Annotated in this window: 20 protein-coding genes and 1 riboswitch; of the genes, 6 read left to right on the top strand and 14 right to left on the bottom strand. The window is 62.1% G+C overall.

The features are described from left to right. From cobN to cobU, 3 genes are all read right to left on the bottom strand, one after another. Positions 1 to 4,161: a cobaltochelatase subunit CobN gene (gene cobN / locus ACCD05_RS04990; protein WP_413391406.1), complete on the bottom strand. Its 4,161-nt coding sequence runs from the start codon at positions 4,159 to 4,161 to the stop codon at positions 1 to 3. 225 nt (positions 4,162 to 4,386) lie between these two features. Then, positions 4,387 to 5,436, bottom strand: coding sequence for a cobalamin biosynthesis protein CobW (gene cobW, locus ACCD05_RS04985; RefSeq protein WP_413391404.1), 1,050 nt, complete (start codon positions 5,434 to 5,436; stop codon positions 4,387 to 4,389). A 5-nt stretch (positions 5,437 to 5,441) separates the two neighbouring features. Continuing rightward, positions 5,442 to 5,960 (bottom strand): bifunctional adenosylcobinamide kinase/adenosylcobinamide-phosphate guanylyltransferase, encoded by a 519-nt coding sequence (gene cobU / locus ACCD05_RS04980; protein ID WP_413391402.1) that lies wholly within the window; start codon positions 5,958 to 5,960, stop codon positions 5,442 to 5,444. Positions 5,961 to 6,070: 110 nt separating this feature from the next. Continuing rightward, positions 6,071 to 6,464: riboswitch (cobalamin riboswitch) on the bottom strand. A 246-nt stretch (positions 6,465 to 6,710) separates the two neighbouring features. Here cobU and ACCD05_RS04975 point away from each other — a divergent pair. Continuing rightward, positions 6,711 to 8,501: a chloride channel protein gene (locus tag ACCD05_RS04975; RefSeq protein WP_018900664.1), complete on the top strand. Its 1,791-nt coding sequence runs from the start codon at positions 6,711 to 6,713 to the stop codon at positions 8,499 to 8,501. Here ACCD05_RS04975 and ACCD05_RS04970 read toward each other — a convergent pair. Next, positions 8,498 to 9,952, bottom strand: coding sequence for a cobyric acid synthase (locus ACCD05_RS04970; RefSeq protein WP_413391400.1), 1,455 nt, complete (start codon positions 9,950 to 9,952; stop codon positions 8,498 to 8,500). The genes ACCD05_RS04975 and ACCD05_RS04970 overlap by 4 nt on opposite strands. A gap of 445 nt (positions 9,953 to 10,397) precedes the next feature. On the opposite strand from ACCD05_RS04970, the gene ACCD05_RS04965 reads away from it, so the two are divergent. Further along, on the top strand, positions 10,398 to 10,745 hold the full coding sequence (locus ACCD05_RS04965) for a hypothetical protein (RefSeq protein ID WP_413391398.1): 348 nt from the start codon (positions 10,398 to 10,400) through the stop codon (positions 10,743 to 10,745). Positions 10,746 to 10,751: 6 nt separating this feature from the next. Here ACCD05_RS04965 and ACCD05_RS04960 read toward each other — a convergent pair whose 3' ends face one another. Together ACCD05_RS04960 and ACCD05_RS04955 are read right to left on the bottom strand one after the other, a co-directional pair. Further along, complete coding sequence (locus tag ACCD05_RS04960; protein WP_018900667.1) at positions 10,752 to 10,907, bottom strand: entericidin A/B family lipoprotein; 156 nt, start codon at positions 10,905 to 10,907, stop codon at positions 10,752 to 10,754. A gap of 155 nt (positions 10,908 to 11,062) precedes the next feature. Then, positions 11,063 to 12,004: a LysR family transcriptional regulator gene (locus tag ACCD05_RS04955; RefSeq protein ID WP_026283379.1), complete on the bottom strand. Its 942-nt coding sequence runs from the start codon at positions 12,002 to 12,004 to the stop codon at positions 11,063 to 11,065. 72 nt (positions 12,005 to 12,076) lie between these two features. Between ACCD05_RS04955 and ACCD05_RS04950 the strand changes: the two genes are divergently transcribed. Both ACCD05_RS04950 and ACCD05_RS04945 read left to right on the top strand, forming a co-directional pair. Beyond that, complete coding sequence (locus ACCD05_RS04950; protein ID WP_413391395.1) at positions 12,077 to 12,331, top strand: hypothetical protein; 255 nt, start codon at positions 12,077 to 12,079, stop codon at positions 12,329 to 12,331. Between the two features lie 78 nt (positions 12,332 to 12,409). After that, positions 12,410 to 12,610 carry a hypothetical protein gene (locus ACCD05_RS04945; protein ID WP_111561972.1) on the top strand — a complete coding sequence of 67 codons (201 nt, stop codon included), beginning with the start codon at positions 12,410 to 12,412 and terminating at the stop codon, positions 12,608 to 12,610. 81 nt (positions 12,611 to 12,691) lie between these two features. Here the strand turns inward: ACCD05_RS04945 and ACCD05_RS04940 are convergent, their stop codons facing one another. Further along, positions 12,692 to 12,892, bottom strand: coding sequence for a hypothetical protein (locus ACCD05_RS04940; RefSeq protein WP_162735104.1), 201 nt, complete (start codon positions 12,890 to 12,892; stop codon positions 12,692 to 12,694). A gap of 11 nt (positions 12,893 to 12,903) precedes the next feature. On the opposite strand from ACCD05_RS04940, the gene ACCD05_RS04935 reads away from it, so the two are divergent. Continuing rightward, entirely contained in the window at positions 12,904 to 13,923 is a 1,020-nt protein-coding gene (locus ACCD05_RS04935) for a GlxA family transcriptional regulator (protein WP_018900461.1), read from the top strand. Between the two features lie 55 nt (positions 13,924 to 13,978). On the opposite strand, the gene ACCD05_RS04930 is transcribed toward ACCD05_RS04935, so the two are convergent. The 5 genes from ACCD05_RS04930 to ACCD05_RS04910 all read right to left on the bottom strand — a co-directional run bounded on the left by ACCD05_RS04930 (position 13,979) and on the right by ACCD05_RS04910 (position 22,063). Beyond that, positions 13,979 to 15,304, bottom strand: a complete 1,326-nt coding sequence (locus tag ACCD05_RS04930) for a diguanylate cyclase (RefSeq protein WP_413391392.1) — start codon at positions 15,302 to 15,304, stop codon at positions 13,979 to 13,981. Between the two features lie 198 nt (positions 15,305 to 15,502). Further along, a complete protein-coding gene (locus ACCD05_RS04925) occupies positions 15,503 to 16,333 on the bottom strand; it encodes a response regulator (RefSeq protein ID WP_047505493.1) in 831 nt (276 codons plus the stop codon). A gap of 241 nt (positions 16,334 to 16,574) precedes the next feature. Further along, positions 16,575 to 19,115, bottom strand: a complete 2,541-nt coding sequence (locus ACCD05_RS04920) for a mechanosensitive ion channel family protein (RefSeq protein ID WP_413391390.1) — start codon at positions 19,113 to 19,115, stop codon at positions 16,575 to 16,577. Positions 19,116 to 19,293: 178 nt separating this feature from the next. Continuing rightward, the gene (locus ACCD05_RS04915) at positions 19,294 to 20,733 is read right to left on the bottom strand and encodes an MFS transporter (protein WP_413391388.1); all 1,440 of its coding nucleotides are present in this window, start codon (positions 20,731 to 20,733) and stop codon (positions 19,294 to 19,296) included. Between the two features lie 175 nt (positions 20,734 to 20,908). Then, complete coding sequence (locus ACCD05_RS04910) at positions 20,909 to 22,063, bottom strand: amidohydrolase (protein WP_413391386.1); 1,155 nt, start codon at positions 22,061 to 22,063, stop codon at positions 20,909 to 20,911. A gap of 166 nt (positions 22,064 to 22,229) precedes the next feature. On the opposite strand from ACCD05_RS04910, the gene ACCD05_RS04905 reads away from it, so the two are divergent. Then, positions 22,230 to 23,015 (top strand): IclR family transcriptional regulator, encoded by a 786-nt coding sequence (locus tag ACCD05_RS04905; protein ID WP_413391384.1) that lies wholly within the window; start codon positions 22,230 to 22,232, stop codon positions 23,013 to 23,015. On the opposite strand, the gene glpK is transcribed toward ACCD05_RS04905, so the two are convergent. Both glpK and ACCD05_RS04895 read right to left on the bottom strand, forming a co-directional pair. Beyond that, complete coding sequence (gene glpK / locus ACCD05_RS04900; protein ID WP_413391382.1) at positions 23,005 to 24,507, bottom strand: glycerol kinase GlpK; 1,503 nt, start codon at positions 24,505 to 24,507, stop codon at positions 23,005 to 23,007. The two genes, ACCD05_RS04905 and glpK, sit on opposite strands and share 11 nt — an antisense overlap. A gap of 151 nt (positions 24,508 to 24,658) precedes the next feature. Then, positions 24,659 to 26,383, bottom strand: coding sequence for an ABC transporter substrate-binding protein (locus ACCD05_RS04895; RefSeq protein ID WP_047505507.1), 1,725 nt, complete (start codon positions 26,381 to 26,383; stop codon positions 24,659 to 24,661). Positions 26,384 to 26,457 lie beyond the last annotated feature (74 nt).

The following is a 26,457-nucleotide window of genomic DNA, read 5'->3' as shown; positions in this document are numbered from 1 at the left end:
TCAAATTTCCCCGGATGCAATCTTCAATCGGTCGGCGGTGTCGACACCGCCTGATCTGTCGTGTGTGTTGTTTGTGGTAGCGAGATCGAACTGCGCCGAATTGCTGCGCGGCGTCCACAGCCGCCGCTCGATCGCCTCCAGCAGCCGCTCTTTCATTTCCTCGTAGGCGTGCGGGTTCTTCTCGATCATGAAATCGCGCACGCGCTGATCAACCACGAAGGCCTGGTAGACCGCCTCGAAATGATGGTTGCCGACAGCCCCTGTGGTCGCAGCAAATGCGAAGAGGTAATCAACAGTGGCGGCAATCTCGAAGGCGCCCTTGTAGCCATGGCGCATGACGCCATCGATCCACTTCGGATTGACGACGCGGCCGCGCACCACGCGGGCAATCTCTTCCTCCAGCGAGCGGATGACCGGTTTCTCCGGCATCGAGTGATCATTGTGATAGATCGATGGCCTGCTGCCGCCAAGCGTCTCCGCCGCCGCCGCCATGCCGCCTTCAAATTGGTAGTAGTCATCACTGTCGAGCAGGTCGTGCTCGCGATTGTCCTGGTTCTGCACGACAGCCTGGATGGAGCGCAGACGCTCTTCGAAAACGCCGCGCTCGGCCCGACCCTCTTCGCCGGCGCCATAGGCATAGCTGCCCCAGACCAGATAGGCCTCAGCTAGATCGGCGCGCCGCTCCCAGCCCTTCTCGTCGATCAGCGCCTGCAGCCCGGCGCCGTAAGCACCCGGCTTCGACCCGAAAATCCGATACCCCGCCCGCCGCTTGGCCTGCGCCGCATCAAGCCCGGCCTCCTCAAGCCGCGCCGCTTCACCCCGCATGCGTGCTGCGATCGGGTTGTCGCCCGCATCCTCATCCAGCGCCCCGACGGCCCGGATCGCCTTGTCGAACAGTGCGATCTGCTCCGGAAAAGCATCGCGGAAGAAGCCCGAAATGCGCAGCGTCACATCCACACGCGGCCGCCTCAGCATTGCAGGCGGAATGATCTCGTAGCCGGTGACCCTTCGTGATGTCATGTCCCAGACCGTCTTGACGCCGATCAGCGCCAGCGCCTGGGCGATATCGTCGCCGCCGGTGCGCATGTTCGACGTGCCCCAGGCTGTCAACCCGAACGACACCGGCCATTCGCCGTGATCCTGCACATAGCGGCGCACCAGAAGCTCCGCCGATTTCTTGCCCAGCTCATAGGCCGCCGGTGTCGGCACCGCGCGGCTGTCCACCGAGTAAAAGTTCCGCCCCGTCGGCAACACATCCGGCCGCCCGCGCGTTGGTGCGCCGGAAGGCCCCGGTGCCACGAAGCGACCGTCGAGGCCACGGAGCAAGCCTTCGATCTCGGCGTCGCCGCAAGCGAGGATGGCGGGTTTCAGGCGGGTTTCGATCTCGTGGAGGACGGCTCTGGTTTGGGACCAGAGGGCTGGGCATGGCAATTCACCGGACACGAATTTGGCGGCCAGCAGTTCAATACGCTCAACGGTGTCGCCTTGGGTACGCCACGGGTCGGACGAGACGTCCACGAGGATATCGGGGCGCGGGCCGGCCCATGCGGCGGCCATGTCGCAGTCGAGGGGGTCGAAGGTTGCGTTGGTGGGTGGGTTACCCCCCTCTGCCCTGCCGGGCATCTCCCCCACAGGTGGGGAGATTGGCTGGGCTTGCCCGCTCGCTCCAAGCTTTGCGGTTTGCGAAGATGCTTGCCGCGAGTCGATCTCCCCCCTTGTGGGGGAGATGTCCGGCAGGACAGAGGGGGGTATCCCACCCACCACATCACCACCACTCCCAAAAACATCCCCAGCAATCGCCCGCTGCAAGCTCCGGTCACCGCCCTCGCCCAGCCCGCGCGGCACCCGCGCCAACGCAACCGTCAGATCCGTCAGCAACCGCCCTTCCGGCGACACCCCAAACACATGCAGCCCATCCCGGATCTGCATTTCCTTGAGATCGCACAGATAGGCATCAAGCTTCTTCAGCGCCTCGCTCTCGCTCTCCCCCTTTGATATCCCCGCATCCTGATCGAGCCCGATATCGGCGACCAACTCAAGGATCTGCTTGCCCAGCAGCCGTATCCGTCGCGGATCGCCACCAGACGCCTCGTAATATTCGTCGACCAGCGCTTCGAGATCCTTCAGCGGGCCGTAGCTCTCGGCCCGCGTCAGCGGTGGCGTCAGATGGTCGATGATCACGGCGGCGGTGCGGCGCTTGGCCTGCGTTCCCTCGCCGGGGTCGTTGACGATGAAGGGATAGAGATGCGGCAAAGGACCGAGGATCGCTTCCGGGTAGCAGCTTTCGGACAGCGCCAGCGCCTTGCCCGGCAGCCATTCGAGATTGCCGTGCTTGCCCATGTGGATCACCGCATGCGCATCGAACTGATGGCGCAGGAAGGCGTAGAAGGCCAGATAGCCGTGCGGCGGCACCAGATCAGGCGAGTGATAGCTTTCCTTCGGATCGATATTGTAGCCACGCGCCGGCTGGATGCCGACAAGCACATCGCCGAAACGCGTTAACGGCAGCGCAAACGCGCCGTCCACGACATAGGGATCGGCCTCCGGCTCGCCCCAGCGCGCGTTGATCTCCGCTTGAATCTTTTTCGGAAGAGTTGCGAGGAAATCCCTGTAACGACTCACGGAAAGCGTCTCACGGACAACCTTCCCATCACGCCCGGAATTGGTCGGCCCATCCATGATATGACGCATCAGCGCATCGCCATCCGCAGGGATGCCACGGACAGGATATCCGGCCTTGCGCATCGCCTGAAGCACTTCGATCGTACCCGCAGGCGTGTCCAGCCCGACGCCGTTTCCGAGCCGGCCGTCGCGGTTTGGATAGTTCGCCATCACAAGCGCCACCCGTCGCTCCGCCGGCTTTGCATGCCGCAGTCGCGCCCAGTTGGCGGCCAGCCGCGCGGTATAAGCCATGCGCCCCCCATCCGGCTCGCTGGCAACGATATTGGCCTCGACCAGCGCATCATAGCGCGCCGCCGATTTGAACGAGACCGCGCGGGCAAGAACGCGGCCATCGACTTCGGGCAGCGCGACGTTCATGCCGAGATCACGCGCCGAAAGCCCTTGCGAAGAGTTTTCCCATGCTTCTTTCGAGGAAGCGGAAAAGATCGCCTGCAGCACGACGGCATCGCTGGCCTCAAGCACCGTCGGCTGCCGCTCCGCACCCGGCGCCGAGACGGCGAAGCCTGTCGTGTTGATGACGACATCGGGCCTCGTGGCCGCGAAGACGCTTTCGAGGATGCCCTTGGAAACGGGGTCCTTGAGGCTGTAGGCGAAGACCGGCAGCGGCCGAATACCCTCTGCGACCAGTGCCTCGATCAGCGCCTCGACCGGGCGGGTTTCGCCGCTTTGCACGAGGGCGCGGTAGAAGGAGATGGCGATGGTGGGGCGGTCTGCAGTCGCAGGTGTCTCGCCCGCGATACCCCCCTCTGCCCAGCCAATCTCCCTCACAGGTGGGGAGATTGGCTGGGCGTGACCGCTCGTTCCGACCTTCATTGTTTGGCGAGGGGCCAACCGCGAGTCGATCTCCCCACCTGTGGGGGAGATGTCCGGCAGGACAGAGGGGGGTAACCCACCCGCCGACAGCAGCCGCCACTCCTCAATCCCAACAACACCCCGCCCCGGCCACCAGATCCCGGCCTTCATCAAAGGTGCCGCCGCCTCCGGTTTCTCACCGCCAGACAACATCGCCTCGGCATAATCGAGAAACGCATGCGTATTCGCATCGCCCCCCTCGATCAGATAGGCCCAGAGCGCATTCAGATCCTCAAGCGGCACATTCGAAAACGGCGTCAACCCCGCATCGGGCTTCGAATCTCCAGGCAGCACCGCGATCAGCGCGCGATGCCGCGCCGCGACCGCATGCAGCGCCTCCAGCGCGTAGTGAAAATAGCTGGCTCCGCCCAGCGCCCTCACGATGATCAGCTTCGCATGCCGCGCCGTGCGCTCCACATAGGCATCGACCGACATCGGATGCTTGAGGCTCATCAGGCTGGCGATGCGTAGCGACCTTGCATCCGCACGCCGGCCATGCGTAGCCGCCACCGCCGCCAGTTCGGTGTCGGCAGCAGAGAGAAACAGGATGTCGCTGGGCGACTGACCAAGATCGATCGCCTCCTCGCCGTCGCTGATCGTTCCCTGCTGGGCTAGGAGAAGGTGCATGTCGGTATGTCTTTACGAGAAATGTTAGTTGCAGGCGCGGAGTACGTGGCCCCCTCATCCGCCCTACGGGCACCTTCTCCCCGCTGGGGCGAAGGGGAAACGAGACGTTGCGGCATATCCCTTCTCCCCAGCGGGGAGAAGGTGGCCCGAAGGGTCGGATGAGGGGGCCACACGGCACCACTCAAACGATTTTCAAAGCGACAACCGCGCATCCAACCATCAACCTTAAACCAGCGCCTCGATCGCCTTGCGCACCGCGCTCTCATCCATCTCATGCAACCCGATCACCACCAGCCGCGTACCGCGCGTCTCGCCGGCAGCCCAGGCACGGTCGAAATAGTGGTCGATACGGCTGCCGACGGCCTGCAGCTGCAGGCGCATCGGCTTGCCGGGAACGTCGACGAAGCCCTTGAGGCGCAGAACGTCGTGCTCGGCAATGATGCCCTTCAGGCTCTCGACAAAGGCGGCCGGATCGGCGATCGGGCCGAGCTCGACGACAAAGCTGTCGAACTCGTCGTGATCGTGCGGCGTGCCGTCCTCATGCTCAAGTTCGTGATGAGACTTGCGGTTGCCGATATCTTCCTCGGTGCCGATGCCGAGACCGAGCAGCACGCTCGCCGGCACGTCGCCGTTTTTCGCCTCGATCATCGCGGGCTTGCGCGCCGTGCGCGAGGCAACCTCGTCGCGAACCCGGGCAAGGCCGGCGCCGTCGATGAGGTCGGTCTTGTTGAGCACGATCAGGTCGGCGCAGGTCAGTTGGTCCTCGAAGAGTTCCTCGATCGGGCTCTCGTGGTCGAGCGTTTCGTCCTCGACGCGGCGGGCATCGACGGCATCATGATCGTCGGCGAACCGGCCGGCTGCGACGGCGGCGCTGTCGACCACGGTGATCACGCCATCGACGGTCACCTGCGTGCGGATGTCGGGCCAGTTGAAGGCGGCGACCAGCGGCTGCGGCAGGGCAAGACCCGAGGTTTCGATGACGATATGGTCCGGACGGTTTTCGCGCTCAAGGAGCTTGCTCATGGTCGGGATGAAGTCGTCGGCCACGGTGCAGCAGATGCAGCCGTTGGTGAGCTCGATGATATCGTCCTCGGTGCAGTTTTCCGCGCCGCAGCCCTTCAGCACTTCGCCGTCGACGCCGAGATCGCCGAACTCGTTGATGATGAGCGCGATCTTCTTGCCGCCCGCATTGGTCAACAGGTTGCGGATCATCGTCGTCTTGCCGGCGCCGAGAAAGCCGGTGATGACGGTGGCGGGGATCTTCTGCTGGTCCATAAAATTCAACCCTTCATTTTCAGCGGCAGTCCCGCCGCGATAAAATACACATCCGCGGCGACCGCCGCGATCATCTGGTGCAGCCGTCCGGCATGGTCGCGAAACTCGCGCGCCATGCGGTTCTCGGGCACGATGCCGAGGCCGACTTCATTGGAAACGATGACGAGGCGTGCCTTCGCCTGAGGCAGATAGGCGGCCAGAGCCGCGAACTCCGCCGCCATGTCGCGCTCTTCCATCATCAGATTGGTGACCCAGAGCGTCAGGCAATCGACAAGCACCGCCCGTCCCTCGCCATCGATGGCATTCAGCTGGCCGACTAGATCGAGCGGCTCCTCATGCGTGGTCCAGAGGTCGCCGCGATCGGCCCTGTGCTGATCGATCCGCGTGCGCATCTCCTCGTCCCAGGCCCGGCCGGTGGCTATGTAGTGGCGCTCGAGGCCGCTGTCGATGACGAACTGCTCCGCAAAACGCGACTTGCCGGAGCGGGCGCCACCTAAAATAAGCATAGAGGATACCGTCGTCATGCGTGGACGACTTCACAGGAGCGCGTCCGGCCTGACGCCGACGCCAAAATCTCATTGTCTGCCATGACAACCTCCGTGCTGGCATTGGGCACACTTGCCCAGGGGTGGGCTTTGCGCCCGGCACGATTGGCAGGTCTCCTGGCTCGCGGGTCCAGGCGACGATCGGGATAGCCGCCTGGGCCATCCCGATCGTGCCATCGGTTCTTCCTCGCCTTCCCGGCTGCAATCATGAAAAGGCGGACGATTCGTAGATTTAGAGGCGTCCAACCCCGGTTGATCATGGCTTGCATTGCCAGTGGCTTTTCCGCCGTCTTCAGCCCCTCGCCCGCCTGCACCACGCAGGCAGCCGGCTTGAGAGCATCCGACGCCGGACGGAAGACCCTGACCGCTCTACAGTCGCGGGGTCGGCTGTGATGAAGGCGCCCTGGTTGGGTCCACCCCGTCACATTCCCTTTTCATCCGCACCGCTTTTGGCGATCCGGAACCATCCGTTATCGATCCATGGTTAGGCAAGCGCGACAGCGAAGTCAATCGACCGCCAATCGTGGCCACCAGCCAAATTGATTGATATCAACCCTCAAGACGATCATCTCTACCAGTTTTATCGTCTATAATCAGGCACTTAATGTCATAAAAACTTGTTGCGTCAGCCGGGTTTTTGCCGCATTTGCAGCGCATGCGGCGCAGCACCGCAACTATCCCCTCTTTTACCACCCTTGAACGGGCTTTCGCCCGCCTAGTTTCCCCATCATGCGCCTGAAAATCAATCTTAGACGGCTTGGCCCGCTACACACTCTGCTCGATGCGGGGCGCATGCGCGCGCTCCTGAGGCGCAGCGAGATGGGCATGGTGCTGGCCGGCGCGCTGATCGGCGTCACGTCTGGCCTCGCCGTCACCGGCATGAGCCTGATCTCGCGCGAGATGCACAGCCTGATCTTCGGGATCAGCGATGTCGAGCGATTGAGCTCCTCGCAAATCGACGACAAGTTCCTGCTGATGGCCGCCCCCGTCTGCGGCGGCATCCTGCTCGGCCTGTTGATGTATGTGCTGGCAAAGACCCGCAAGAAGCCGATGGTCGACCCGATCGAGGCCAACGCGCTGCATGGCGGCCGCCTGTCCTTGACAGACAGCATCATCGTCGCGATCCAGAACCTGATTTCCAACGGCTTCGGCGCCTCGGTCGGCCTTGAGGCCGGCTATACGCAGTTGGCGTCCGGCATCGCCTCGAAACTCGGCTTCAAACTGCAGCTGCGCCGCGCCGATCTGCGCGTTCTCGTCGGCTGCGGCGCCGCCGGCGCCATCGCCGCTGCCTTCAACGCGCCGCTGACGGGCGCTTTCTACGCCTTCGAGCTCATCATCGGGACCTATACGATCGTGTCGCTGACGCCCGTCGTCGTCTCGGCGCTCGTTTCCACGCTGGTCGCCCGGCTGCTGGCCGGTAGCGACTTCATCATCGATGTCGGCGATTTCGGCACAGTCATGCCGGCCGATTACGTCCCCGCCATCCTGCTCGGCGCCTTCTGCGCCGGCATCGGCATCCTGATCATGCAAGGCGTCGCCTTTATCGAGGAGCTCGCCCGCCGCAGCTCGATCGCGCTCCCCTTCCGCCCGGCGCTCGGCGGCATCATCGTCGGGTTGCTCGCGCTGGTGACGCCGCAGGTGCTGTCGGCAGGCCATGGCGCGCTGCATCTCAATCTCGACCGGGAAGTCGTGATTCCCGTGCTGATCGGCCTTTTTCTGCTGAAGGCGCTGGCCTCGGCGATCTCGATCGGCTCCGGCTTCCGCGGCGGCCTGTTCTTCGCCTCGCTGTTCATGGGCGCGCTGCTCGGCAAATTCTTCGCCTACTCGGCCCCTTATTTCGCCCATGCGACGCTGACGCCGATCATCTACGCCGTCGTCGGCATGAGCTCGCTTGCCGTCGCCGTCATCGGCGGACCGCTGACCATGACCTTCCTGGCGCTCGAGATCACCGGCGACTTCCCGATCACGGCGCTGGTCTTGGCTGCCGTCATCACCTCGTCGCTGGTCGTGCGCAGCACCTTCGGCTACTCCTTCGCCACATGGCGTTTCCACCTGCGCGGCGAAAGCATCCGCAGCGCCCACGATGTCGGCTGGATCCGCAATCTGACGGTCAACAAGCTGATGCGCGCCGACGTCAAGACCGCGAAGGTCGGCATCAGCATCGAGCAATTCAAGGAAAGCTTCCCGATCGGCTCGGCACAGCGCGTGATCCTGGTCGAGGACAGCGGCAAATATGCCGGCCTCGTGCTCGTGCCCGATATCTACGCCAACCTCACCGACACCGCCGACGAGAGCAAGGGCCTCGACGAATTCGTGCGCTACCGCAACGACTTCCTGACGCCGCAGATGAACGCCAAGCAGGCCGCCGCGATCTTCGACAAGACCGAGAGCGAAGCGCTCGCTGTCGTCAACAATCTCGTCGAGCGCACCGTGGTCGGCCAGCTCAGTGAAGCCCACACGCTGCGCCGTTACAGCGAAGAACTGGACCGCCGCCGCCGCGAGGTCTCCGGCGAGATCTAACCCAACAGGTTGTCCAGCCAGCGCTTGTCCAGATGAGTTTCGAGCTCGGCGGCAACCTCGTCAAGCGCCTGCTCGACGCCGGCGCGATAGTCGCGGCTTTGGCCTGCGAGGCCGAAGCTTGCAAGCAGCCGGGACCGGTAGCCGTCACTCGCAAACAGCCCGTGCAGATAGGTCCCCACGATCCGCCCATCGCCCGAGATCGCGCCATCAGGCTTGCCATCGACGATCGCGAAGGGCCGAACGCGGTCGGCGCCTTCGGTGACCCCGAGATGGATCTGGTAGCCCGAGAGCGCCTCGCCATTCTCGGCCGACACCGCCACGCTGTTGCGCACCGTCTTCTCCGCGTCCATGACGGTCTCGACGTCGAGCAAGCCGAGCCCCTCGATCTCGCGCACGCTCCCTTCGATCCCAAGCGGATCACGCACCATGCGCCCTAGCATCTGATAGCCGCCGCAAATACCGACGACCCGTCCGCCGCGCCGGACATGCGCGGCGAGATCCCTATCCCAACCCTGCGTCCTGAAATCGGCAAGATCGGAAATGGTCGACTTCGAGCCCGGAAGGATGATCAGTTGCGCATCGGCAGGCAATGGTTCACCGGCACGAACGAACACCAACTCCACATCCGGCTCAGCCAGCAGCGGATCGAGATCGTCGAAGTTGGCGATCCGCGGCAACACCGGCACGGCGATCTTCAGCGCCCCGGCCTGCCCCCGCGCCAGCCGCTCCAGCGCCACCGAATCCTCGGCCGGCAGCCGTGAGGCGGCCTTCAGCCACGGAACGACGCCGAAACAGGGCCAGTTAGTGAAACGCCCGACCGCACTGATCCCGTCGTCGAACAGCGACACGTCGCCGCGAAACTTGTTGATGATATAGCCCGAGATCATCGCCCGATCCTCGTCGGACAGGATGGTGTGCGTCCCGACCAGCGAGGCGATCACCCCGCCACGATCGATATCACCGACGAGCACGACCGGCACGCCGGCGCGCGTCGCAAAGCCCATATTGGCGATATCGCCTGGCCGCAGGTTGATCTCCGCCGGCGACCCCGCCCCCTCGACGATAACGAGATCGGCACCGCGCGAAATCTCTTGGAAGCTCTGGGTGACATAATCGAGCAATTGCGGCTTGAGACGCTGGTAGTCACGGCCCTTGGCCTGCCCCCAGACCTTGCCCTGCACGATGATCTGGCTGCCGACATCCGATTGCGGCTTGAGCAACACCGGGTTCATGTGCACGGAGGATGGCACGCGCGCGGCCATCGATTGCAGCCACTGCGCCCGCCCGATCTCGCCGCCATCATCGGCAACGGCTGCATTATTCGACATGTTCTGCGGCTTGAACGGGCGCACCGAGATGCCACGATTGGCGGCCAGCCGGCATAGGCCGGCAACAAGCACCGTCTTGCCGACATCCGAGCCGGTTCCTTGCAGCATGATGGCTTTGGTCATTGACGCGGCGCTCCTCAAAACTGAAGACGGCGTACAACGGCGTTTCAGCCCCGGTCAATCGCAACGGCTCAATCGCAAACGTTCTAAATGCGAAAGCCGCGCAGACCTTAAGGTCGCGCGGCTTGCCGAAATACGCTGGCGCTTTGCCCGAACACGGCCAAGCTCACGTTCCCCGGGACGCAATACCTGATCCGGAGAAGCAGCGGTTGTCCCCCGCCACGTCGCTATTCTTAGCGCCACATTGTTACCGGATGGTTAGTGAGCACTTAACCAAATATGAATTCGCGCTGTTTTGACGATTTTGTTTCGGCAACGATATGAGCGGGTTGAGACAGGCTGCCGCACGGGCAACAGGTTTCCGCAAGCAAGCACCTTGCATATAAGTCGCCGAAGACGACTCGCCGCTTCAAGCGACGAACGAATACTGACGACATGGAGAATGACGATGACCTCAGCCCCGTTTCCCGATTCCGAGACGATCGCCGCCAAGTTTTCCGCGCTGGGCGAACAGGACAAGTCCTATCTTGGGCTGATCATGGAAAATCCGGCGCAGGACGACAGCCTGCTCGATGGCATCCACCGTCACCTCGACAATGCGTCGCGCGCGCCGTTCCTGAATTCGCTGAAACTCGAGGCATTGGGAAAATGGGTCGGAGACGCAGCACCGCCGCGTCTCCAGATTCGTCTGATGGAAGCGTCCAAGTCCAGCCAGCATCCCGCTTATGCCGCTTTCCGCAAGGGCCTGACGACATCGGGTGGCCTGGAAAAAGCCTATCCGCAGGCGAAAATCTGAGCCGGCTTACTTCTTGGCAGCGTGATTGACGCTGCGGCCAGCATCCTGCGTAGCGTTGACGGCGTTCGCCGTATCGCGACCGACGCCACGGATGGTGTTGGCGCAAGAGGCAAGAGTGAACAGAAGCATGATGGCAGCACCAATCTTTACCGTGGTGGTCATAGTCGGAAATCCCTTGTTTAAAAAACCGCTCTCCGCAGCCAGTCGCACGACTGCTGCGCGCTGATAACGCACTGAACCCAAAAAGGTTTCAGCCGGACTTCTCTTTTTTAAATGAGCGATATTAGCCGGGCACGAACATCGAGCCCGGTTGGCCGTCAGGCGGCGATGGCCTTGGCCTTTTCGCTGAATGCCAGCCGTATGCTTTCGGCCACCGTTTTCATCGGCGCGGTCATCTGCGAGACGGTCAACAGGCGGATATCGAAGGAGCCGAGCTCGGGCAGTCCGTCCTGCGCGCCGAGGATTTCCATATCCTCTCCGACATAGGAGCGCGGCAGCGGTGCGATCGCGAGATCGGAGACCACGGCGGCGCGCTGCGCCATCGTGTGACCGCTCAGGAACGCCACGCGGAAATCCCGCTTCATTCGCTCGAGCTGCGCAAGCGCCTCAAGCCGCCAGATGCACCCCTCTTCCCAGATGGAGATCGGCAGGGGTTCGCGGCGATGCGCGGTGCCGCATTTGGCGCCGGCCCATACCAGCCGCTCGCGATAGACGATTTCGCCATCGGTCGGCAGCGGGCGCGTGGCGCAATTGATCAGCGCCAGATCGAGCCTTTGCTCCTCCATGCGCTTGCGAAGCCCTAGGCTCATGTCGATGGTCACATCGACCATGATGCCGGGAAAATTCTCGGCGAAGTTCTTCAGGATGCCGGGCAGGATGCGCTCGCCGATATCCTCGGGCGCGCCCAGCCGCACGACGCCGCTCAGCTCCGGCATGATGAAGCGCGACACCGCCTCATTGGAGAGAGCCAGCATGTTGCGCGCGTAGGATAGAAGAACCTCGCCATGCTGCGTCAGCGAAACCGAGCGCGCGTCGCGCAAAAACAGCGTCGCGCCGAGTTGCTCCTCGAGTTTCTTGATCTGCATGGACACGGCCGACGGCGTTCGGAAGACGGCTTCGGCAGCCGTTGAAAAATTGCCGGTCTCAGCGATCGCCACGAAGGTGCGCAGCACATCGTTGTCGAGAAGCGGAATGGGACGGCGAAGCGGAGCTGTCATCATCTCATCTTTCAATTTTCTTGATACATAACACAATATCATTTTGTTTGATTGAAAGTCAACCAAGGTTCAATCTGGCTGGTATCGGATCACTTCGATGAAGGAGACAAACCGATGACCACTCGAACCCTGATAGACAGCCTGCGCGACTTCATCGCCCGCCGCCGCGTTTTGGCGATGCGACGGACCGCCATTGAACAGATCGCCCGCCAGCCCGGCCACCTTGCCGCCGACGTGAGCGTGCCGCGCCGGTATGTGCCAGCGGGCATCACCGTCGTCATCGTCAGCGCCATTGGCTGCCCGATCCACATGCTCGGCCAATCATTCAAAATGATTGATGATAGCCATAAACTCTATTCGTTTGATTGATGGGCCGCAAAGGACCATATCAGTAACAACGAATTCACAAGCGAGAGACGTCGGTCGATACGAGAAAGGACATTCGACATGACCACGATCACCTTCAGAGACAACAAGCTGCCCCATGTGGCTCATCATGATCACTCCCTGTCAGCCTACGCCCGCAAGGTTGCCCGCGCATGGCATCAGTGGCAGGCCGCCCGCGAAATCGAAGCCATGCCGATCGACATGCGCAAGGATTTCGGCTGGCCGTCGGCGGATAATGTAGACGACCACAAGGCGATGTAATGGATGCGACATACCTCCCCGCATGAGAGCGGCGCCTGCTTCCCGGCAGCGCCGCTTTCGTCGTTTTAGGCCCCTCGTGATTTAATCTTGAATATCAGGAACATGTATTTCTGAAGCGGCTTTTGGCGAACATTTGTTCTTGTCAAAAGCCAATTGACCGACGTCAATTAAAGCAATGTCGCATTTTTGCTCTTTGCGGCCGCATTTTTCCATGAGAATGTCGCTTTCTGAATATCTAAGCGGCGCAATCCAAGCACCAATAGCGCATTGGCCCTCCATCATGGATTTCTCGCATGAGCAAGATGTCGCATAAGAAACGCTCCATCGTCTTCTTCATGGTACCGCAGTTTACGATGCTGCCCTTTTCGGCCGCGATCGATACGCTGCGCATCGCCAACCGCATGCTGGGCTACCAGGCCTATACCTGGCGCCTGACATCGGTGGATGGCGAAAAGGTCTATTCCTCCTGCGGCATCGGCGTCGAGGCCAACACGTCGCTGGCGGACGAGCGCCGCAACCTCGGCGGCGAGAACCGCCCGAGCATGGTGCTGGTCTGTTCCGGTATCGACGTCGAGGAATTCAACAACAAGTCCGTCAATGCGTGGTTGCGCGAATCCTACAATCGCAGCGTCGCCGTCGGTAGTCTCTGTACGGGCGCGCATGTGCTTGCCCAGGCCGGTCTCCTGAATGGCAAGCGCTGCGCGATCCACTGGGAAAACCTGCCGGGCTTCTCCGAAGCCTTCCCGCAAGCGGAGGTCTATGCCGACCTCTACGAAGTGGACAGCAATCTCTACACCTGCGCCGGCGGCACTGCCTCGCTCGACATGATGCTCAACCTCATCGGCGAGGATTTCGGCGAGACGCTGGTCAACCGCGTCTGCGAGCAGCACCTGACCGACCGCGTACGCAGCCCGCACGACCGTCAGCGCCTGCCACTGCGCGCCCGTCTCGGCGTCCAGAACGGCAAGGTTCTGTCGATCATCGAATTGATGGAAGGCAATCTCGCCGAGCCGCTGTCGCTGCTGGAGATCGCCGACGGTGCCGGCCTGTCGCGCCGACAGATCGAGCGCCTGTTCCGCCAGGAAATGGGTCGTTCCCCTGCCCGCTACTATCTCGAAATCCGGCTCGACCGCGCCCGTCACCTGCTGGTGCAATCGTCGATGCCTGTCGTCGAAGTGGCTGTTGCCTGTGGCTTCGTCTCCGCCTCGCACTTCTCCAAGTGTTATCGCGAACTCTACCACCGCTCGCCGCAGCAGGAGCGCGCCGAGCGGAAGATGACGATGGCGACCGCACGACAGGCCATCGCCGCCTGAGCCTTACGACAAGTGCCCACGATAGCGGCCGTAAACCGCTATCGCGGATGCGACATCACTCCGCCGCGTTCGTCACCACGCGCGCGTCGGAATAGACCTGGTTACGCCCATGATGCTTGGCCATGTAGAGATACTGGTCGGCGGCGTTGAGATAGTTCTCGAACGTCTCGTAACCACCGATTTCGGCGACGCCAATGGAGACGGTGACCGAAATGTCTTCCTCCTCGGCCACGATCTTCAGCGCTTGAATTTCCTCGCGCACCCGGTCGCAAAGCGCCGTCGCGGCCGCTGAGTCCAGCCCGGCAAATAGCATCGCAAACTCTTCGCCACCCACGCGCGACAGGAGATTGTCAGTGCCGATAAATTCGCTCTGCAGCCGCATCGCAACCGCCTTCAGCACCCGGTCGCCGATCTCGTGGCCATAGGTGTCGTTCAGCCGCTTGAAATGGTCGATGTCGAGAACGGCGACCGACGCGGGTCGCGAGCCGCGCAGACACTCCGTGATGATTCGCGGTCCCTGGTCGTAGAAATAACGCCTGTTATAGAGCCCGGTCAGATAGTCGCTCGCCGCCGCAGCCCGCAGCTGTTTGATCTGCGTCAGCGTCTCGATATTGTGCGAGATGCGACATTGAAGTTCCTCGGGCACGAAGGGGCGATAAACGAAATCGCTGGCGCCGGCCTTCAGAAAGCTCGCGGACAAAAACCGGTCTCCCGACGACGAGATGCCGATCACGCGGATGCGCTCGGTGCTGTAGCGATTGCGGATCCGCCGCGTCAGTTCGTATCCGTCCATGTCGGGCATGTGATGGTCGGTGAGAACGAGCTCGATATCGGCGTGCTTCTCCAGCACCTCCAGCGCCTCGATGCCAGTACCGGCCTGACACACCTTGAACTGCTGCGCCTCCAGAAGCTCGACGAGCGCGCTTCGGGCGGAAACGATATCGTCGACGACGAGGACACGCGTTCTCCGGTTGGAGATGGCGCGGCGCACCGCGGCGATCAGATTGTCGAGCGCGAACTCGTTATCCTTCAAGACATAGTCGATGACATTGCGCGATGTGATGCGGTTGCGCACGTCGGCATTGAACGATCCGGTAAAGACGATGGCCGGGATGTCATGCGCAAGAATTTGGTCAAGCGCTTCTCCATCCCGCGCGCCGGGCAGATTGAGGCCGACAACTGCCATGCTGAAACCGTCCTCGGCCTCCAGAAGCGCTGCATCGAGCGCCTCCTGGGATCCGCAATGCGTCACCGTCAGCCCGAGCTCCGTCTCGAAACGGTGCGATAGGACGGACGAGAACATGCGCGAATCCTCGACCAGAAGAACCGTGCGCCCCTCGCGTTGCGAGGCCTGTCGTTCACGCAGAATGTCTGATTTCATCTCGGTCACCCGCCTTGTTGGGCTTTGCCTGGCAAACAAAAATGCGTCCCGCGTCGCATCCGGTCCAAAGACCGCAGGCGGCGCGCGAAAGGCGATTTTCATCGGTTGGGTATGGGGGTGGACAGCGCTCCCGGGAGTGCTGTCCACTCCCTCAAGAGATGCCTGCACCCCGGTGCATGGATTAGCGAATGCGACCGCTCAGGCGCTCTTGCGCGCCGGCTGCATCGCCTGGATCTGCAGAAGCGTGTCGAGGTTCTGATTGACGCGGCAATAGAACTCTTCGTCGATGAACGGACGCAGCATGAAGTCGTTTCCGCCGGCCTTCAGGAAGCGCGCCGAGAGCAGGCGGTTGGAAGACGACGAGACGCCGATGATCCTCAGCTCATGCGAGCCTATGCTGGAACGGATGCGGCGGGTAAGCTCGAAGCCGTCGATATCGGGCATGTTGTAGTCGGTGATCATCAGGCCGATATCGCGGTTTGCCTTGAGGGTTTCGAGCGCCTTGGCGCCGCTATCGGCCGTGCTGACACGGAAATTGTAGCGCTTCAGGCGGCTGGACAGCAGCGCACGCGCCGTCGGGCTATCGTCGACGATCAGCACGTGGTGACGATGGTTGGTCAGGAAGCGGCAGACGGATTCAGCCAGGAGATCGACGGCGAAGACATTGTCCTTCAGGATGTAGTCGACGATCTCCTTGGCGACCAGCTTGTCGCGCATGCCTTCCTGGAAAGTGCCGGTGAATACGATCGTCGGGATGCTGAGATCAACCAGATATTCCAAAGCCTCGCCGTTTTCGGCGCCCGGCAGGTTGATGTTGGAAATGGCGAGTGTGATTTCCTGAGAGGACTTGTCGTAGCAGAGCTGCAACTCTTCGAAGTTGCGGCAGATCTCGACGTCGATGTCGAAAAGCTCCTTCAGGCGCTTGCTGATCATCGAGGTGAAGACATTGGAGTCTTCGGCGACAACAATACGTACATTCTCAAACGTGCCACCGGAATACTGCATCCCGGAAATACCCAAAAAAGCCATTTCAAAACCCCAAGAAGAAAATCGTCTGCTTGGTTCAAATCGCTACATCAGGGTGTTTGAATAAGTATTAAACGGACACGTTCTTGACCGGACAAACTAGCGTCCGGCGCAAAGGGCGGGGCTTTCTTGGCAACATGATTAAAGGACTATTCAGCGTGTTGTAATCTATAACCTAGTGATCGGTTCACTACATCACGTGCAGTCAACAACGAGCACAAGCAGAGCCTGTGCCCGCATTGATCTAGCCTTCAGACTTGCCACGAAGACGGCGCACCCTGCCATCACCCTCCTCGATATCACGGCTATCGACTGGCTCGTCCGCCACGGGCTCCGGCGCCAGTACCGCCGCATCCGGCGTGACCGTATCGGGTTGACGATGGAAAACCACATCGCTCTGCGGCAGCGGGATCTCGATCGCCTCCTGGCGGAAGCGCTTGAGGATCGCGATCCTCAGATCATTGCGAACCTTCAACCCGTCGCCCATGTCGCCGAGCATGAAGCGCAGCTCGAAATCGAGCGAGTAAGGACCGAAGCGCAGAAACTCGACATGCGGCTCGGGATTGCGCAGCACCAGCGGCACGGCGTTCACCAGCTCGAGCAGGATATCCATCACCTTCTGCGGATCGGAATCATAGCTCACTGAAACAGGGATTTCGGAGCGTCCCATCTTGTTGCGATGGGTCCAGTTGCCGACATTGGCGTTGATCAGCTCCGAGTTCGGCACGATGATCGACTGCTTGCGGAACGTCTCGATCTCCGTCGCACGCACCGAGATGCGCTTGACGATACCTTCAGCCGTGCCCGAGACCACGTGGTCCCCGACCTTGAACGGCCGCTCGACCAGCAGGATCAGGCCGGACACGAAGTTCGACACGATGTTCTGCAAGCCGAAACCGATACCGACGGACAGTGCCGAGGCAACCAGCGCGAAGCTCGACAGGTCGATACCCGCGGCCGACACGCCTATCAGCGCCGCGATGCCGACGCCCAGATAGCCGATGCCCGTCTTGACCGAATTGCGCACGCCAAGGTCGACATGGCTGCGGGCCATGACGTTGTTGTCGAGCCAGCGCTGGATCCAGCGCGTCAGGAGATAGCAGCCGACAAACAGCAGGATACCGGTGAGTATGCCGACCAGCGAAATGCTGATGCCGCCGAGCCGGACTTCCGTGAACAGGCGGTAGGCGATCAGCTGCAGGTCCTGTACGTGGAAGCCCCAGAGCAGCAGGATCAGCGGAATACCGGTCGCCAGCGCCACCCCATAAATGCAGAAGCCGACGAGCAGCCCGACCTGGTCGATCACGACCGGACCGAGCTTGAAGCGCGACGCCAGATATTGGCCCGGCCGCGTATCGCCGAAGGTTTCCGTACGCGAAATCGCCTTGCCCGAGAGCAGGCCGATATAGGTCGTCACGCCGATCGCGCCGGTAAAGATCAGCTGCGATGCGATGAAGCGCGCAAAACCGACATAACCGGTCAGTGCCGCGAAGATGAGACCGCCACCGAGGACACGCAGCACGATCGCCAGCCCCTTCGGCCAATGCCGGCCGGGCGCATCGGGATCACGGCTCTTCGCCATCATCGGCCGTCCAAAGGACGCCGCGATCAGGATCAGACCGATGATCAGCGCCGCGATCCAGCTGCGGACGACGGTGAGCACCAGAGGCGAGCCCATCGATTCGCTGATGCTGCCGAAGAAGAAATCCAGCGCATGGACGATCGCCATCGCCAACAGGCAGGCGCTGATCGAGCTCGCGCCACGATTGGACAGGCGGACGAGACGCCACTGCGGATCGCGTGGCGCGAACACCGCATTGGTGAAGCGCCGTACGAAATAGATGACACCGATCGTCGAAAACAGCGCCGCCACAACGGGCGCGATGTCGGGTCTCAGAACGTTGAAGCTATCGAGGAAGAGATAGGACGTGACCAGGAGCGTCGCGAGCGACAGCGTCCTGACCAGCGTCGACCAGAAGGCAATCGATAGCCGGCTGATATAGGAGGGCGGCTCATCGCTCTCCTTGCGCTGCAGATAGTGCCCGAAGAGCCGGTAGCTGCCCGACAGAAGGATCAGCGCCGTTGCAAGCGACATGAAGATGGCCGCGGCAAAGGCAAAGGCCTTGAACTTCAGCACGAAGCCCAGCCAGCTCGCCAGCGCCTGCTGGAACGCACCCACTTCCTGGACAAACGCGGTGCCGGCGTCGGCAAGCACGGAGGCGGAAATGTCGCTGCGGCGAAGCAGCGTCGCGGCAAACAGCTTGCGGCGCAGTTCCGCGATCTGGTTGCTCATCCGGCCGAGCGAGGCGGTCAGCGTTTCGGCGTCACCCTGCACCACGTTGAGCTGCGCGCGCTCCGCCATCAAGGCGTTTCGCTCGTTGGCGACGATCTCGGCCTCGGGCGGCTGCCCCTCCTTCGGCGGCTCGCCGAGTTCGGCCAGGCGCGCCTTGATCTGATCGAGACGCGGCGTGATACCGCCGGAAATCCCGGCAACGCCGCGATTGAGCTCATCGGCCCGCCCCGCCAGCGCCACCAGACCGTCATCGTCGTCGACGCTCTGCTTCACGCTCTCCTGAAGCGCTGCGAAATCGGCCTTGGCTTTGGCCATATGCTTGGCGGCCTGATCGCCTGGCCCGCTCTGCGCGGCGGCGTTCTGCTCGGCGGCGGGCTGAGCGCTTTGCGTCGGCGCGGCGGGTGGCGGTGTCTGCGCATGGCTGGAACCAGCGCCGGCCAGGGCCAGCGAGACAAACAATAAGCTCTGAAGCAGAAAACGTGTCAGCCGCAAGGTATCCCCGCCAAGTTTGGTAGCAACTTCGGTAGTAAGAACGAGCGCCCGCTTTTCATAGGAAAGAAAGGCGACAGAAAGGCGACACGGCTCGAAGCAATCATCGGAGCCCTCGCTATCATGTCACAATCCGGGCGGCGACGTGGAAATCGGCCGCACCTAGATCACCGTCTAGGCACTACCGCTGACGCTTGTGTCCAGAAACCTCGGCGCCGGCATCATGAGGCAATTGCAAAAACCGCAGCGTCGACACGACGCCGATCGCGCCGATGACAACGAAAGCCCAGCGAAAATCGACAAGTCCGGGATCGCCAAGCCCGCGAACGGCCGCCGACACGTTGAGAACGGCAGCCGCAATCGCGACACCCAGCAACATCGACACCTGCTGCAGCATGCTCGACAAGGTCGAGGCCGAACTTCTTTGAGCGCCGCTGATATCGGCAAAGGCAATCGTGTTGAGCGCGGTAAACTGCATGGAGCGCGACAAGCCGGTGATGAACAGCAGGGCATAGATCACCACACGCGGCGTCTCCGGCACGAGAAAGCCGCAAGCAGCAATCGTCAGCGCCGCGATCAGCCCGTTGAAGAAGAGCACCGTCCGGAAGCCGAACCGCGCAAGCAACGGCGTCGTCACCGTCTTCATGCTCAGATTGCCGAGGAAATAGACCAGCAGGTAGATGCCCGCCTCGATCGAGCTCAGCCCGAAGCCGAGCTGGAACAACAGGGGCAGCAGAAACGGCGGCGCGTTGATGGACGTGCGGCTTGCGGTTCCGGCCGAGAGCGTGGCGATCGCAAAGGTCTGCACCTTGAACGACGACAGATCGAGCAGTGGATTGTCGACCCGCATGAAATGCCTGTAAGCCATGAAAGACAGCACGATACCGGCAACCAGCATGGCGCCGACAGGCGCAACACCGCCATGCCATTTCGCCGATAGCTCAAGCGCCGCCAGAAGCAGCGTCAGTCCGGCGCCGCTCAGGATAAAGCCGCGCACGTCGAGCCGCCCGGCATCCTCCTCGCGCTGCTCCGGCACGAAACGCCATACCAGCGCCATGCCGAGCACGCCGATCGGAAGATTGATCAGGAAGTTCCAGTGCCAGCTTGCGTAGGTGGTGATGACGCTGCCCAAAAGCGGCCCGATGACGGGCGCCGTCAGCGCCGGCCACGTAATCAAAGCGATGGCCCGCACCAGTTCGGACTTGCGTGCGTTCTTCAACACGATGATCCGCCCCACTGGCGTCATCAGCGCGCTACCGGCGCCCTGGACCGCGCGGGCGAGCACGAATTCGGTCAGATTCTCGGAAAGCCCGCAGAGCAGCGAGGCGACAGTGAACACGGCGATGGACGCCATGAAGACGCGCCGTGCGCCATAGCGATCGCCAAGCCAGCCCGAGAGCGGAATGAAGGCCGCCATGGTCAGCATATAGACGGTGATGCCGATACTCATCGATATCGTGGGAACACCGAAGCTCGCCGCCATCTGCGGCAGCGAGGTGGTGACGATCGTGCCGTCAAGGATCTGCATGAAGAAGGATACGGCGACGACCAGCGCCACTATTTTCGAACGGCGCGCGCTGCCCGCGTCACCATCCGCCTCGACCGTCTCAACTGCTGTCATCAATCTGCCAATGTGAAATCTGGATCAAACGGCCGGCAACAGCACGTGCGGCGTGGGGCGTCGGTCGACCCGATCGTAGATAGGCCCATCCCGCCGAGTGGGGAAGAGAAAAACGACCGGCGCGGGCAATTTCCATGCGCCGGCGCACATGACATCAATCAAATCTGCGGCACCATCAGCCGAGGATATTGGTGATCGCCCGCATGAAGACGCCCGCTCCGATCGGGATCAACGCCTCGGGAAAATCATAATCCGGGTTGTGCAATTGCGGATGCGTTTCGCCCGACCCGAGGAAGAACATCGCCGATGGTGCGACGGTTCGAAACAGCCCGAAATCCTCCGAGCCCTTCATCGGCAGCAGGCGGCTATCGCTCTGATGGCTGACGCCCTCGTCATCCAGCGCCCGCCGCAGCGCATCGACGGCTTCGGGCGAATTGAAGCACTGATGAAACACATCCTCATATGTGATCTCGATCTCAAGCCCGGCGGCATCCGCCTCGCTTTTCGCCAGCATCTCGGCGCGCTGCACCAGACCGGCCATCCGCTCGTCGGTCAGCGTCCTCAACGTCGCCCATATCTCGGCCCGCCCGGGGCTGATACCGAAGGCGGGCTCGCCGAGCCGGGCATGAGTGACTGTCACCAGCGCGAAATCGGGACCGACAGGCGCGACGCTCCCGAGCGCGGTCAGCCCGCCAAGCAGGCTCGCCAGCGCAAATGTCGGCGCAATGCCATCCTCCGGGCAAGACGCGTGCGAAGTCTTGCCATCGAGCACGATCTTCATCCCGCGCGACGCGCAGTTGACGGGACCTGCGCGCAGCAGCACATGCCCCAGCGGCACGCCTGGAAGATTGTGCAGCGACAGCGCCATATCGGGCTTCAGCGTCGCGAACTCAGGATCGGCAAGCACCGCAGCAGCACCCGCGCCATTCTCCTCGGCCGGCTGGAACAGGAGGATCACACGCCCCTTGTTCGGCCGCTTCTGCCCGAGCGCGGTTGCGACCGCCATCACGATCGACATATGCCCGTCGTGACCGCAAAGATGCCCCTTGCCCGGGATCGTCGACCGATACTCTTCGTTGGAGATTTCCTCGATCGGCAATCCATCGAGCTCGCAGCGAATAAGCACCGTCGGCCCCGGAATAGCCCCATCATAGACCGCCGCGACACCGTGGCCGCCAAGGTTCGACACGATCCGATCAGGTTTTGCCAGAAGCAGCGCCTCCTGCACCCGGCGCGCGGTCTCGACCTCCTCGCCCGACACTTCGGGATAGCGGTGAAGCTCGCGGCGAAACGCGATGATATTGGAAAGCTCTTCCTGCGTCAGAAACATCGGCGTCATCCTGCAAATCAGCTGCATGCTATGTGCGCCAGAGATGGGTAGCAAGCCGCTTCGTGAAACCGGAAAGTTGTCCCGCACAGGCGATAGCACGTCCGAACTTTCGCTTTTCGGCCTGAGCTTATTTGTATATGTAAAGGCATATTCACAGGAGAACAGCATGGACGCGGATGAAGCCGACCGGTACCGGGCGCCTGCCTTGGACAAGGGGCTTGATATCCTCGAGCTTCTGGCAAGCGTCGAGGAGGGGCTGACCCAGGCGGAAATCGCCAAGCGCCTCGACCGCAGCCCCAACGAATTCTACCGCATGCTCGACCGGCTGGTGCGCCGCGGATATGTCACCAAGCTCGAGGGCGACCGCTTCACGCTGACGCTCAAGCTCTTCGGCCTGTCGCAGTTGCATGCCCCTGCCCGCCGCCTCGCCTCCTTCGCTATGCCGCTGATGCGCGACCTCGCGCAGCGCACCCGCCAGGCAAACCATCTGGTGGTCTTCGATCGCGGATCCGCCGTCGTCATCGCCCAGCACGAAGCACCAAATTACTGGGGCATATCGATCCGCGTCGGCTCACATATGAGCCTGCTCGAAACCGGCTCCGGACACGTGCTGCTGGCCTTCCGCACCGATGAGGAACGCGAAATGATGATCGCCGAGCACGCTCGCGATCCCAAGACCAAGCGGCCGGGAGCGGAGTTCTATCAGCGCCTGAGCGATATTCGCGAACGTGGTTACGAGAAGATGCCGAGCGCCCAGACCGCCGGCGTCCACAACCTGTCGGCCCCGATCCTCGGCCCCGACGGCCGCGTCATCGCCGCCCTCACCTGCCCCTATATCGGCCTCGTCAATGCGCCCGACGCACCCGATATCGAGCAAACGATCGTCATGCTGCAACAGGCCGCCCGCGACCTGTCGTTGCTGGCCGGATCGGACGTGAAGATCACGGGCTGAGCGGGCGCGAAAGCGTTCGCGATACGGCATCGCGCCAGCCGGCGATCTTCGCCTGCCGTTCGGTGTCCGGCATCGTCGGCAGGAACTGGCGGTCGCTGTGCCATGCTTTCGCAAAAGCGGCGCGATCCGGCCAGACACCCGCCCGCGACCCCGCAAGCCATGCAGCACCAAGAGCCGTCGTTTCTTGCGCTGCTGCGCGATCCACGGGATTGGCGACGATGTCGGCGAGACGCTGCATCGTCCAGTCGGAATTCGTCATGCCGCCATCGACCCTGAGCACGGTCCCGATCCGACGTTCGCCCCAATCCTTGCGCATGGCCACCAGCAGGTCCAGCGTCTGGTAGGCAACCGATTCAAGCGCTGCATGCGCCAGCTCCGCTGGCCCGCTGTTGCGCGTCAATCCAAAGATGGCGCCGCGCGCCTGCGGATCCCAATAGGGCGCGCCGAGCCCGGTGAATGCGGGCACCATGTAGACGCATTGCCCCTGGTCGGCCGCAACAGCCAAAGCGCCGCTGTCGGAAGCACGCGAAATGAGGCCGAGCCCATCGCGCAGCCATTGCACGGCGGCACCCGCGATGAAGATCGACCCTTCGAGCGCATAGGTCGTTTCGCCGTCCAGCCGATAAGCGATTGTCGTCAGCATCCGGTTTGATGAGGCAACCCGATCCCGGCCGGTGTTGAGCAGCGCGAAGCAACCCGTCCCGTACGTCGATTTCATCATGCCCGGATCAAAACAGGCATTGCCGATCGTCGCCGCCTGCTGGTCTCCGGCAACGCCCAGGATCGGGATTGCCGCTCCGAGGATCGACTTGTCCGTGACCCCAAAATCGTCAGCGCAGTCCTTGACGTCAGGCAGTAGCGGCGCCGGTATTGAAAGCACGCCCAAAAGCTCGTCGTCCCAGGTCGCATCGGTGATGTTGTAGAGCATGGTGCGCGAAGCGTTGGTCGCATCGGTCGCGTGAACCCGCCCGCCCGTCAGGTTGAAGATCAGCCAGCTGTCGATGGTGCCGAAGCAAACACCGCCCATCCGTGCGCGCTCCCGCAGCCCATCGACATTGTCGAGCAGCCAGCGCAGCTTGGTGCCGGAGAAATAGGGATCAAGCAGTAGTCCTGTCTTGGCACGAACCAGCTTCTCATAGCCATCCGCCTTCAGGCTGTCGCAGATCTCGACGGTGCGCCTGTCCTGCCAGACGATTGCCCTGTAAAGCGGCCTGCCGGTCTTGCGGTCCCACACCACTGTCGTTTCACGCTGATTGGTGATCCCGATCGCGGCGATCGCCGAGGCCGCGATGCCCGCCTTGTCGATCGCCTGCCGCGCGGTGGTGACGACACTCTCCCATATCTCGCACGCATCATGTTCGACCCAGCCCGCCTGCGGATAGTGCTGCCGGACATCCATCTGCGCCGAGGCGACCATCGCCATTGTGCCGTCGAAGATGATTGCTCGCGACGACGTCGTGCCCTGATCGATCGCCAGAATGAACCCGCCCATGATCTGTTCCGACTGAATAGGAGTACCGTTCCCGCCGCTCGATCGGCAGGTTGCCAACATGGATTTGAAAATGGAGAGAGCCGGCGGCAGCCTTCGCACGCCGCCGGCATGGAGATTGGCCGGGGATGCTAATCCCCGGCCGTGGCGCCCGTTACTGGGACTGCCAGCTCTTGACCAGTTCGTCGTAGTTGACGGTGACCGGCTTTTCCTTCTCGTTCTCGATCTTCAGCTGGGGAGCGAGGTTGCCCTTGGCGACCGCGTCCTTGTTCCAGTATTCGAGATCATGCTCTTCGGCGAGCTTCGGACCGATATCGCCCTGCACCTTGGCACGCTCCAGGCGCTGCAAGACCTTTTCCTGCTCGGCGCAAAGCGAATCCATGGCTTCCTGGGCGGTCTTGGCGCCGGAGGACGCATCGCCGACGGCCTGCCACCAGAGCTGTGCCAGCTTCGGATAGTCAGGTACGTTGGTTCCGGTCGGCGACCACTGCACGCGGGCCGGCGAGCGATAGAACTCGACCAGACCGCCGAGCTTCGGAGCGCGCTCCGTGAAGCTCTTGTCGCGAATGGTGGATTCGCGGATGAAGGTGAGACCGACATGGCTCTTCTTCACGTCGACCGTCTTCGAGGTCACGAACTGCGCATAGAGCCATGCGGCCTTGGCGCGATCGTCGGGTGTCGACTTCATCAGCGTCCAGGAACCCACGTCCTGATAGCCGAGCTTCATGCCGTCCTTCCAGTAGACGCCGTGCGGGCTGGGCGCCATGCGCCACTTCGGCGTGCCGTCCTCGTTGACGACAGGCAGGCCCGGCTTGACGGCATCGGCCGTGAACGCCGTGTACCAGAAGATCTGCTGCGCCACTTCGCCCTGCGCCGGCACGGGGCCGGATTCGGAGAAGTTCATGCCCTGCGCTGCCGGCGGTGCATAGGCCTTCAACCAATCCAGATACTTCTGGATCGAGTAGACGGCAGCCGGACCGTTGGTATCGCCACCACGCGCGACGCATGAGCCGACGGGACGCGAGTTCTCGTCGACCTTGATGCCCCACTCGTCGACAGGCAGACCGTTCGGGAGACCCTTGTCGCCGTTGCCAGCCATCGACAGCCATGCGTCGGTGAAGCGCCATCCGAGCGACGGGTCCTTCTTGCCGTAGTCCATGTGGCCGAAGACCTTCTTGCCGTTCACTTCACGACCGGTGAAGAACTCGGCGATATCCTCATAGGCAGACCAGTTGACCGGAACGCCGAGGTCGTAGCCGTACTTCGCTTTGAAGTCCGCCTTGTTCTTCTCGTCGTTGAACCAGTCGTAGCGGAACCAGTAGAGGTTCGCGAACTGCTGGTCGGGAAGCTGGTAGAGCTTCTTGTCCGGCGCGGTCGTGAACTTGGTGCCGATGAAGTCGTTGATGTCGAGTCCCGGGTTGGTGACATCCTTGCCTTCGTTCGCCATCCAGTCGGTCAGCGAGCGGGCCTGCTGGTAGCGCCAATGGGTGCCGATCAGGTCACTATCGTTGACATAGGCGTCATAGATGTTCTCGCCCGACTGCATCTGCGTCTGCAGCTTCTCGACGACGTCACCTTCGCCGATCAGGTCGTGGGTGATCTTGATGCCGGTGATGGCGGTGAACGCCGGCGCCAGCACCTTCGATTCATATTCATGCGTCGTCAGCGTTTCGGAAACGACCTTGATATCCATGCCGGCGAAGGGCTTCGCAGCATCGATGAACCATTGCATTTCCTTTTCCTGGTCGGCGCGCGAAAGCGACGAGAGTTCGCCGACTTCCTTGTCCAGGAATGATTTCGCCTCGTCCATGCCGGCATAGGCGGAACCCGCCATGGCCAGCAAGATGCCTGCTGTTGTCGCTAGTAGATGCCGTCGCATGATATCCTCCCAAGGTTTGCGATTGCAGTCTTCACGTCAGGCGGCCAGTACCCCCGGCCATCTGTATCTCCCTG

The organism is Rhizobium sp. Rhizsp42, assembly GCF_047304155.1.
GTDB lineage: Bacteria > Pseudomonadota > Alphaproteobacteria > Rhizobiales > Rhizobiaceae > Rhizobium.
This window is presented reverse-complemented; position numbering and strand designations above follow the sequence as displayed.

Excerpts from the sequence above, each read along its gene's own strand:
- cobN (WP_413391406.1), bottom strand. The coding sequence starts at position 4,161 with ATGCACCTTCTCCTAGCCCAGCAGGGAACGATCAGCGACGGCGAGGAG.
- cobW (WP_413391404.1), bottom strand. The coding sequence starts at position 5,436 with ATGGACCAGCAGAAGATCCCCGCCACCGTCATCACCGGCTTTCTCGGC.
- cobU (WP_413391402.1), bottom strand. The coding sequence starts at position 5,960 with ATGACGACGGTATCCTCTATGCTTATTTTAGGTGGCGCCCGCTCCGGC.
- ACCD05_RS04975 (WP_018900664.1), top strand. The coding sequence starts at position 6,711 with ATGCGCCTGAAAATCAATCTTAGACGGCTTGGCCCGCTACACACTCTG.
- ACCD05_RS04970 (WP_413391400.1), bottom strand. The coding sequence starts at position 9,952 with ATGACCAAAGCCATCATGCTGCAAGGAACCGGCTCGGATGTCGGCAAG.
- ACCD05_RS04965 (WP_413391398.1), top strand. The coding sequence starts at position 10,398 with ATGACCTCAGCCCCGTTTCCCGATTCCGAGACGATCGCCGCCAAGTTT.
- ACCD05_RS04960 (WP_018900667.1), bottom strand. The coding sequence starts at position 10,907 with ATGACCACCACGGTAAAGATTGGTGCTGCCATCATGCTTCTGTTCACT.
- ACCD05_RS04955 (WP_026283379.1), bottom strand. The coding sequence starts at position 12,004 with ATGATATTGTGTTATGTATCAAGAAAATTGAAAGATGAGATGATGACA.
- ACCD05_RS04950 (WP_413391395.1), top strand. The coding sequence starts at position 12,077 with ATGACCACTCGAACCCTGATAGACAGCCTGCGCGACTTCATCGCCCGC.
- ACCD05_RS04945 (WP_111561972.1), top strand. The coding sequence starts at position 12,410 with ATGACCACGATCACCTTCAGAGACAACAAGCTGCCCCATGTGGCTCAT.
- ACCD05_RS04940 (WP_162735104.1), bottom strand. The coding sequence starts at position 12,892 with ATGATGGAGGGCCAATGCGCTATTGGTGCTTGGATTGCGCCGCTTAGA.
- ACCD05_RS04935 (WP_018900461.1), top strand. The coding sequence starts at position 12,904 with ATGAGCAAGATGTCGCATAAGAAACGCTCCATCGTCTTCTTCATGGTA.
- ACCD05_RS04930 (WP_413391392.1), bottom strand. The coding sequence starts at position 15,304 with ATGAAATCAGACATTCTGCGTGAACGACAGGCCTCGCAACGCGAGGGG.
- ACCD05_RS04925 (WP_047505493.1), bottom strand. The coding sequence starts at position 16,333 with ATGGCTTTTTTGGGTATTTCCGGGATGCAGTATTCCGGTGGCACGTTT.
- ACCD05_RS04915 (WP_413391388.1), bottom strand. The coding sequence starts at position 20,733 with ATGACAGCAGTTGAGACGGTCGAGGCGGATGGTGACGCGGGCAGCGCG.
- ACCD05_RS04910 (WP_413391386.1), bottom strand. The coding sequence starts at position 22,063 with ATGTTTCTGACGCAGGAAGAGCTTTCCAATATCATCGCGTTTCGCCGC.
- ACCD05_RS04905 (WP_413391384.1), top strand. The coding sequence starts at position 22,230 with ATGGACGCGGATGAAGCCGACCGGTACCGGGCGCCTGCCTTGGACAAG.
- glpK (WP_413391382.1), bottom strand. The coding sequence starts at position 24,507 with ATGGGCGGGTTCATTCTGGCGATCGATCAGGGCACGACGTCGTCGCGA.
- ACCD05_RS04895 (WP_047505507.1), bottom strand. The coding sequence starts at position 26,383 with ATGCGACGGCATCTACTAGCGACAACAGCAGGCATCTTGCTGGCCATG.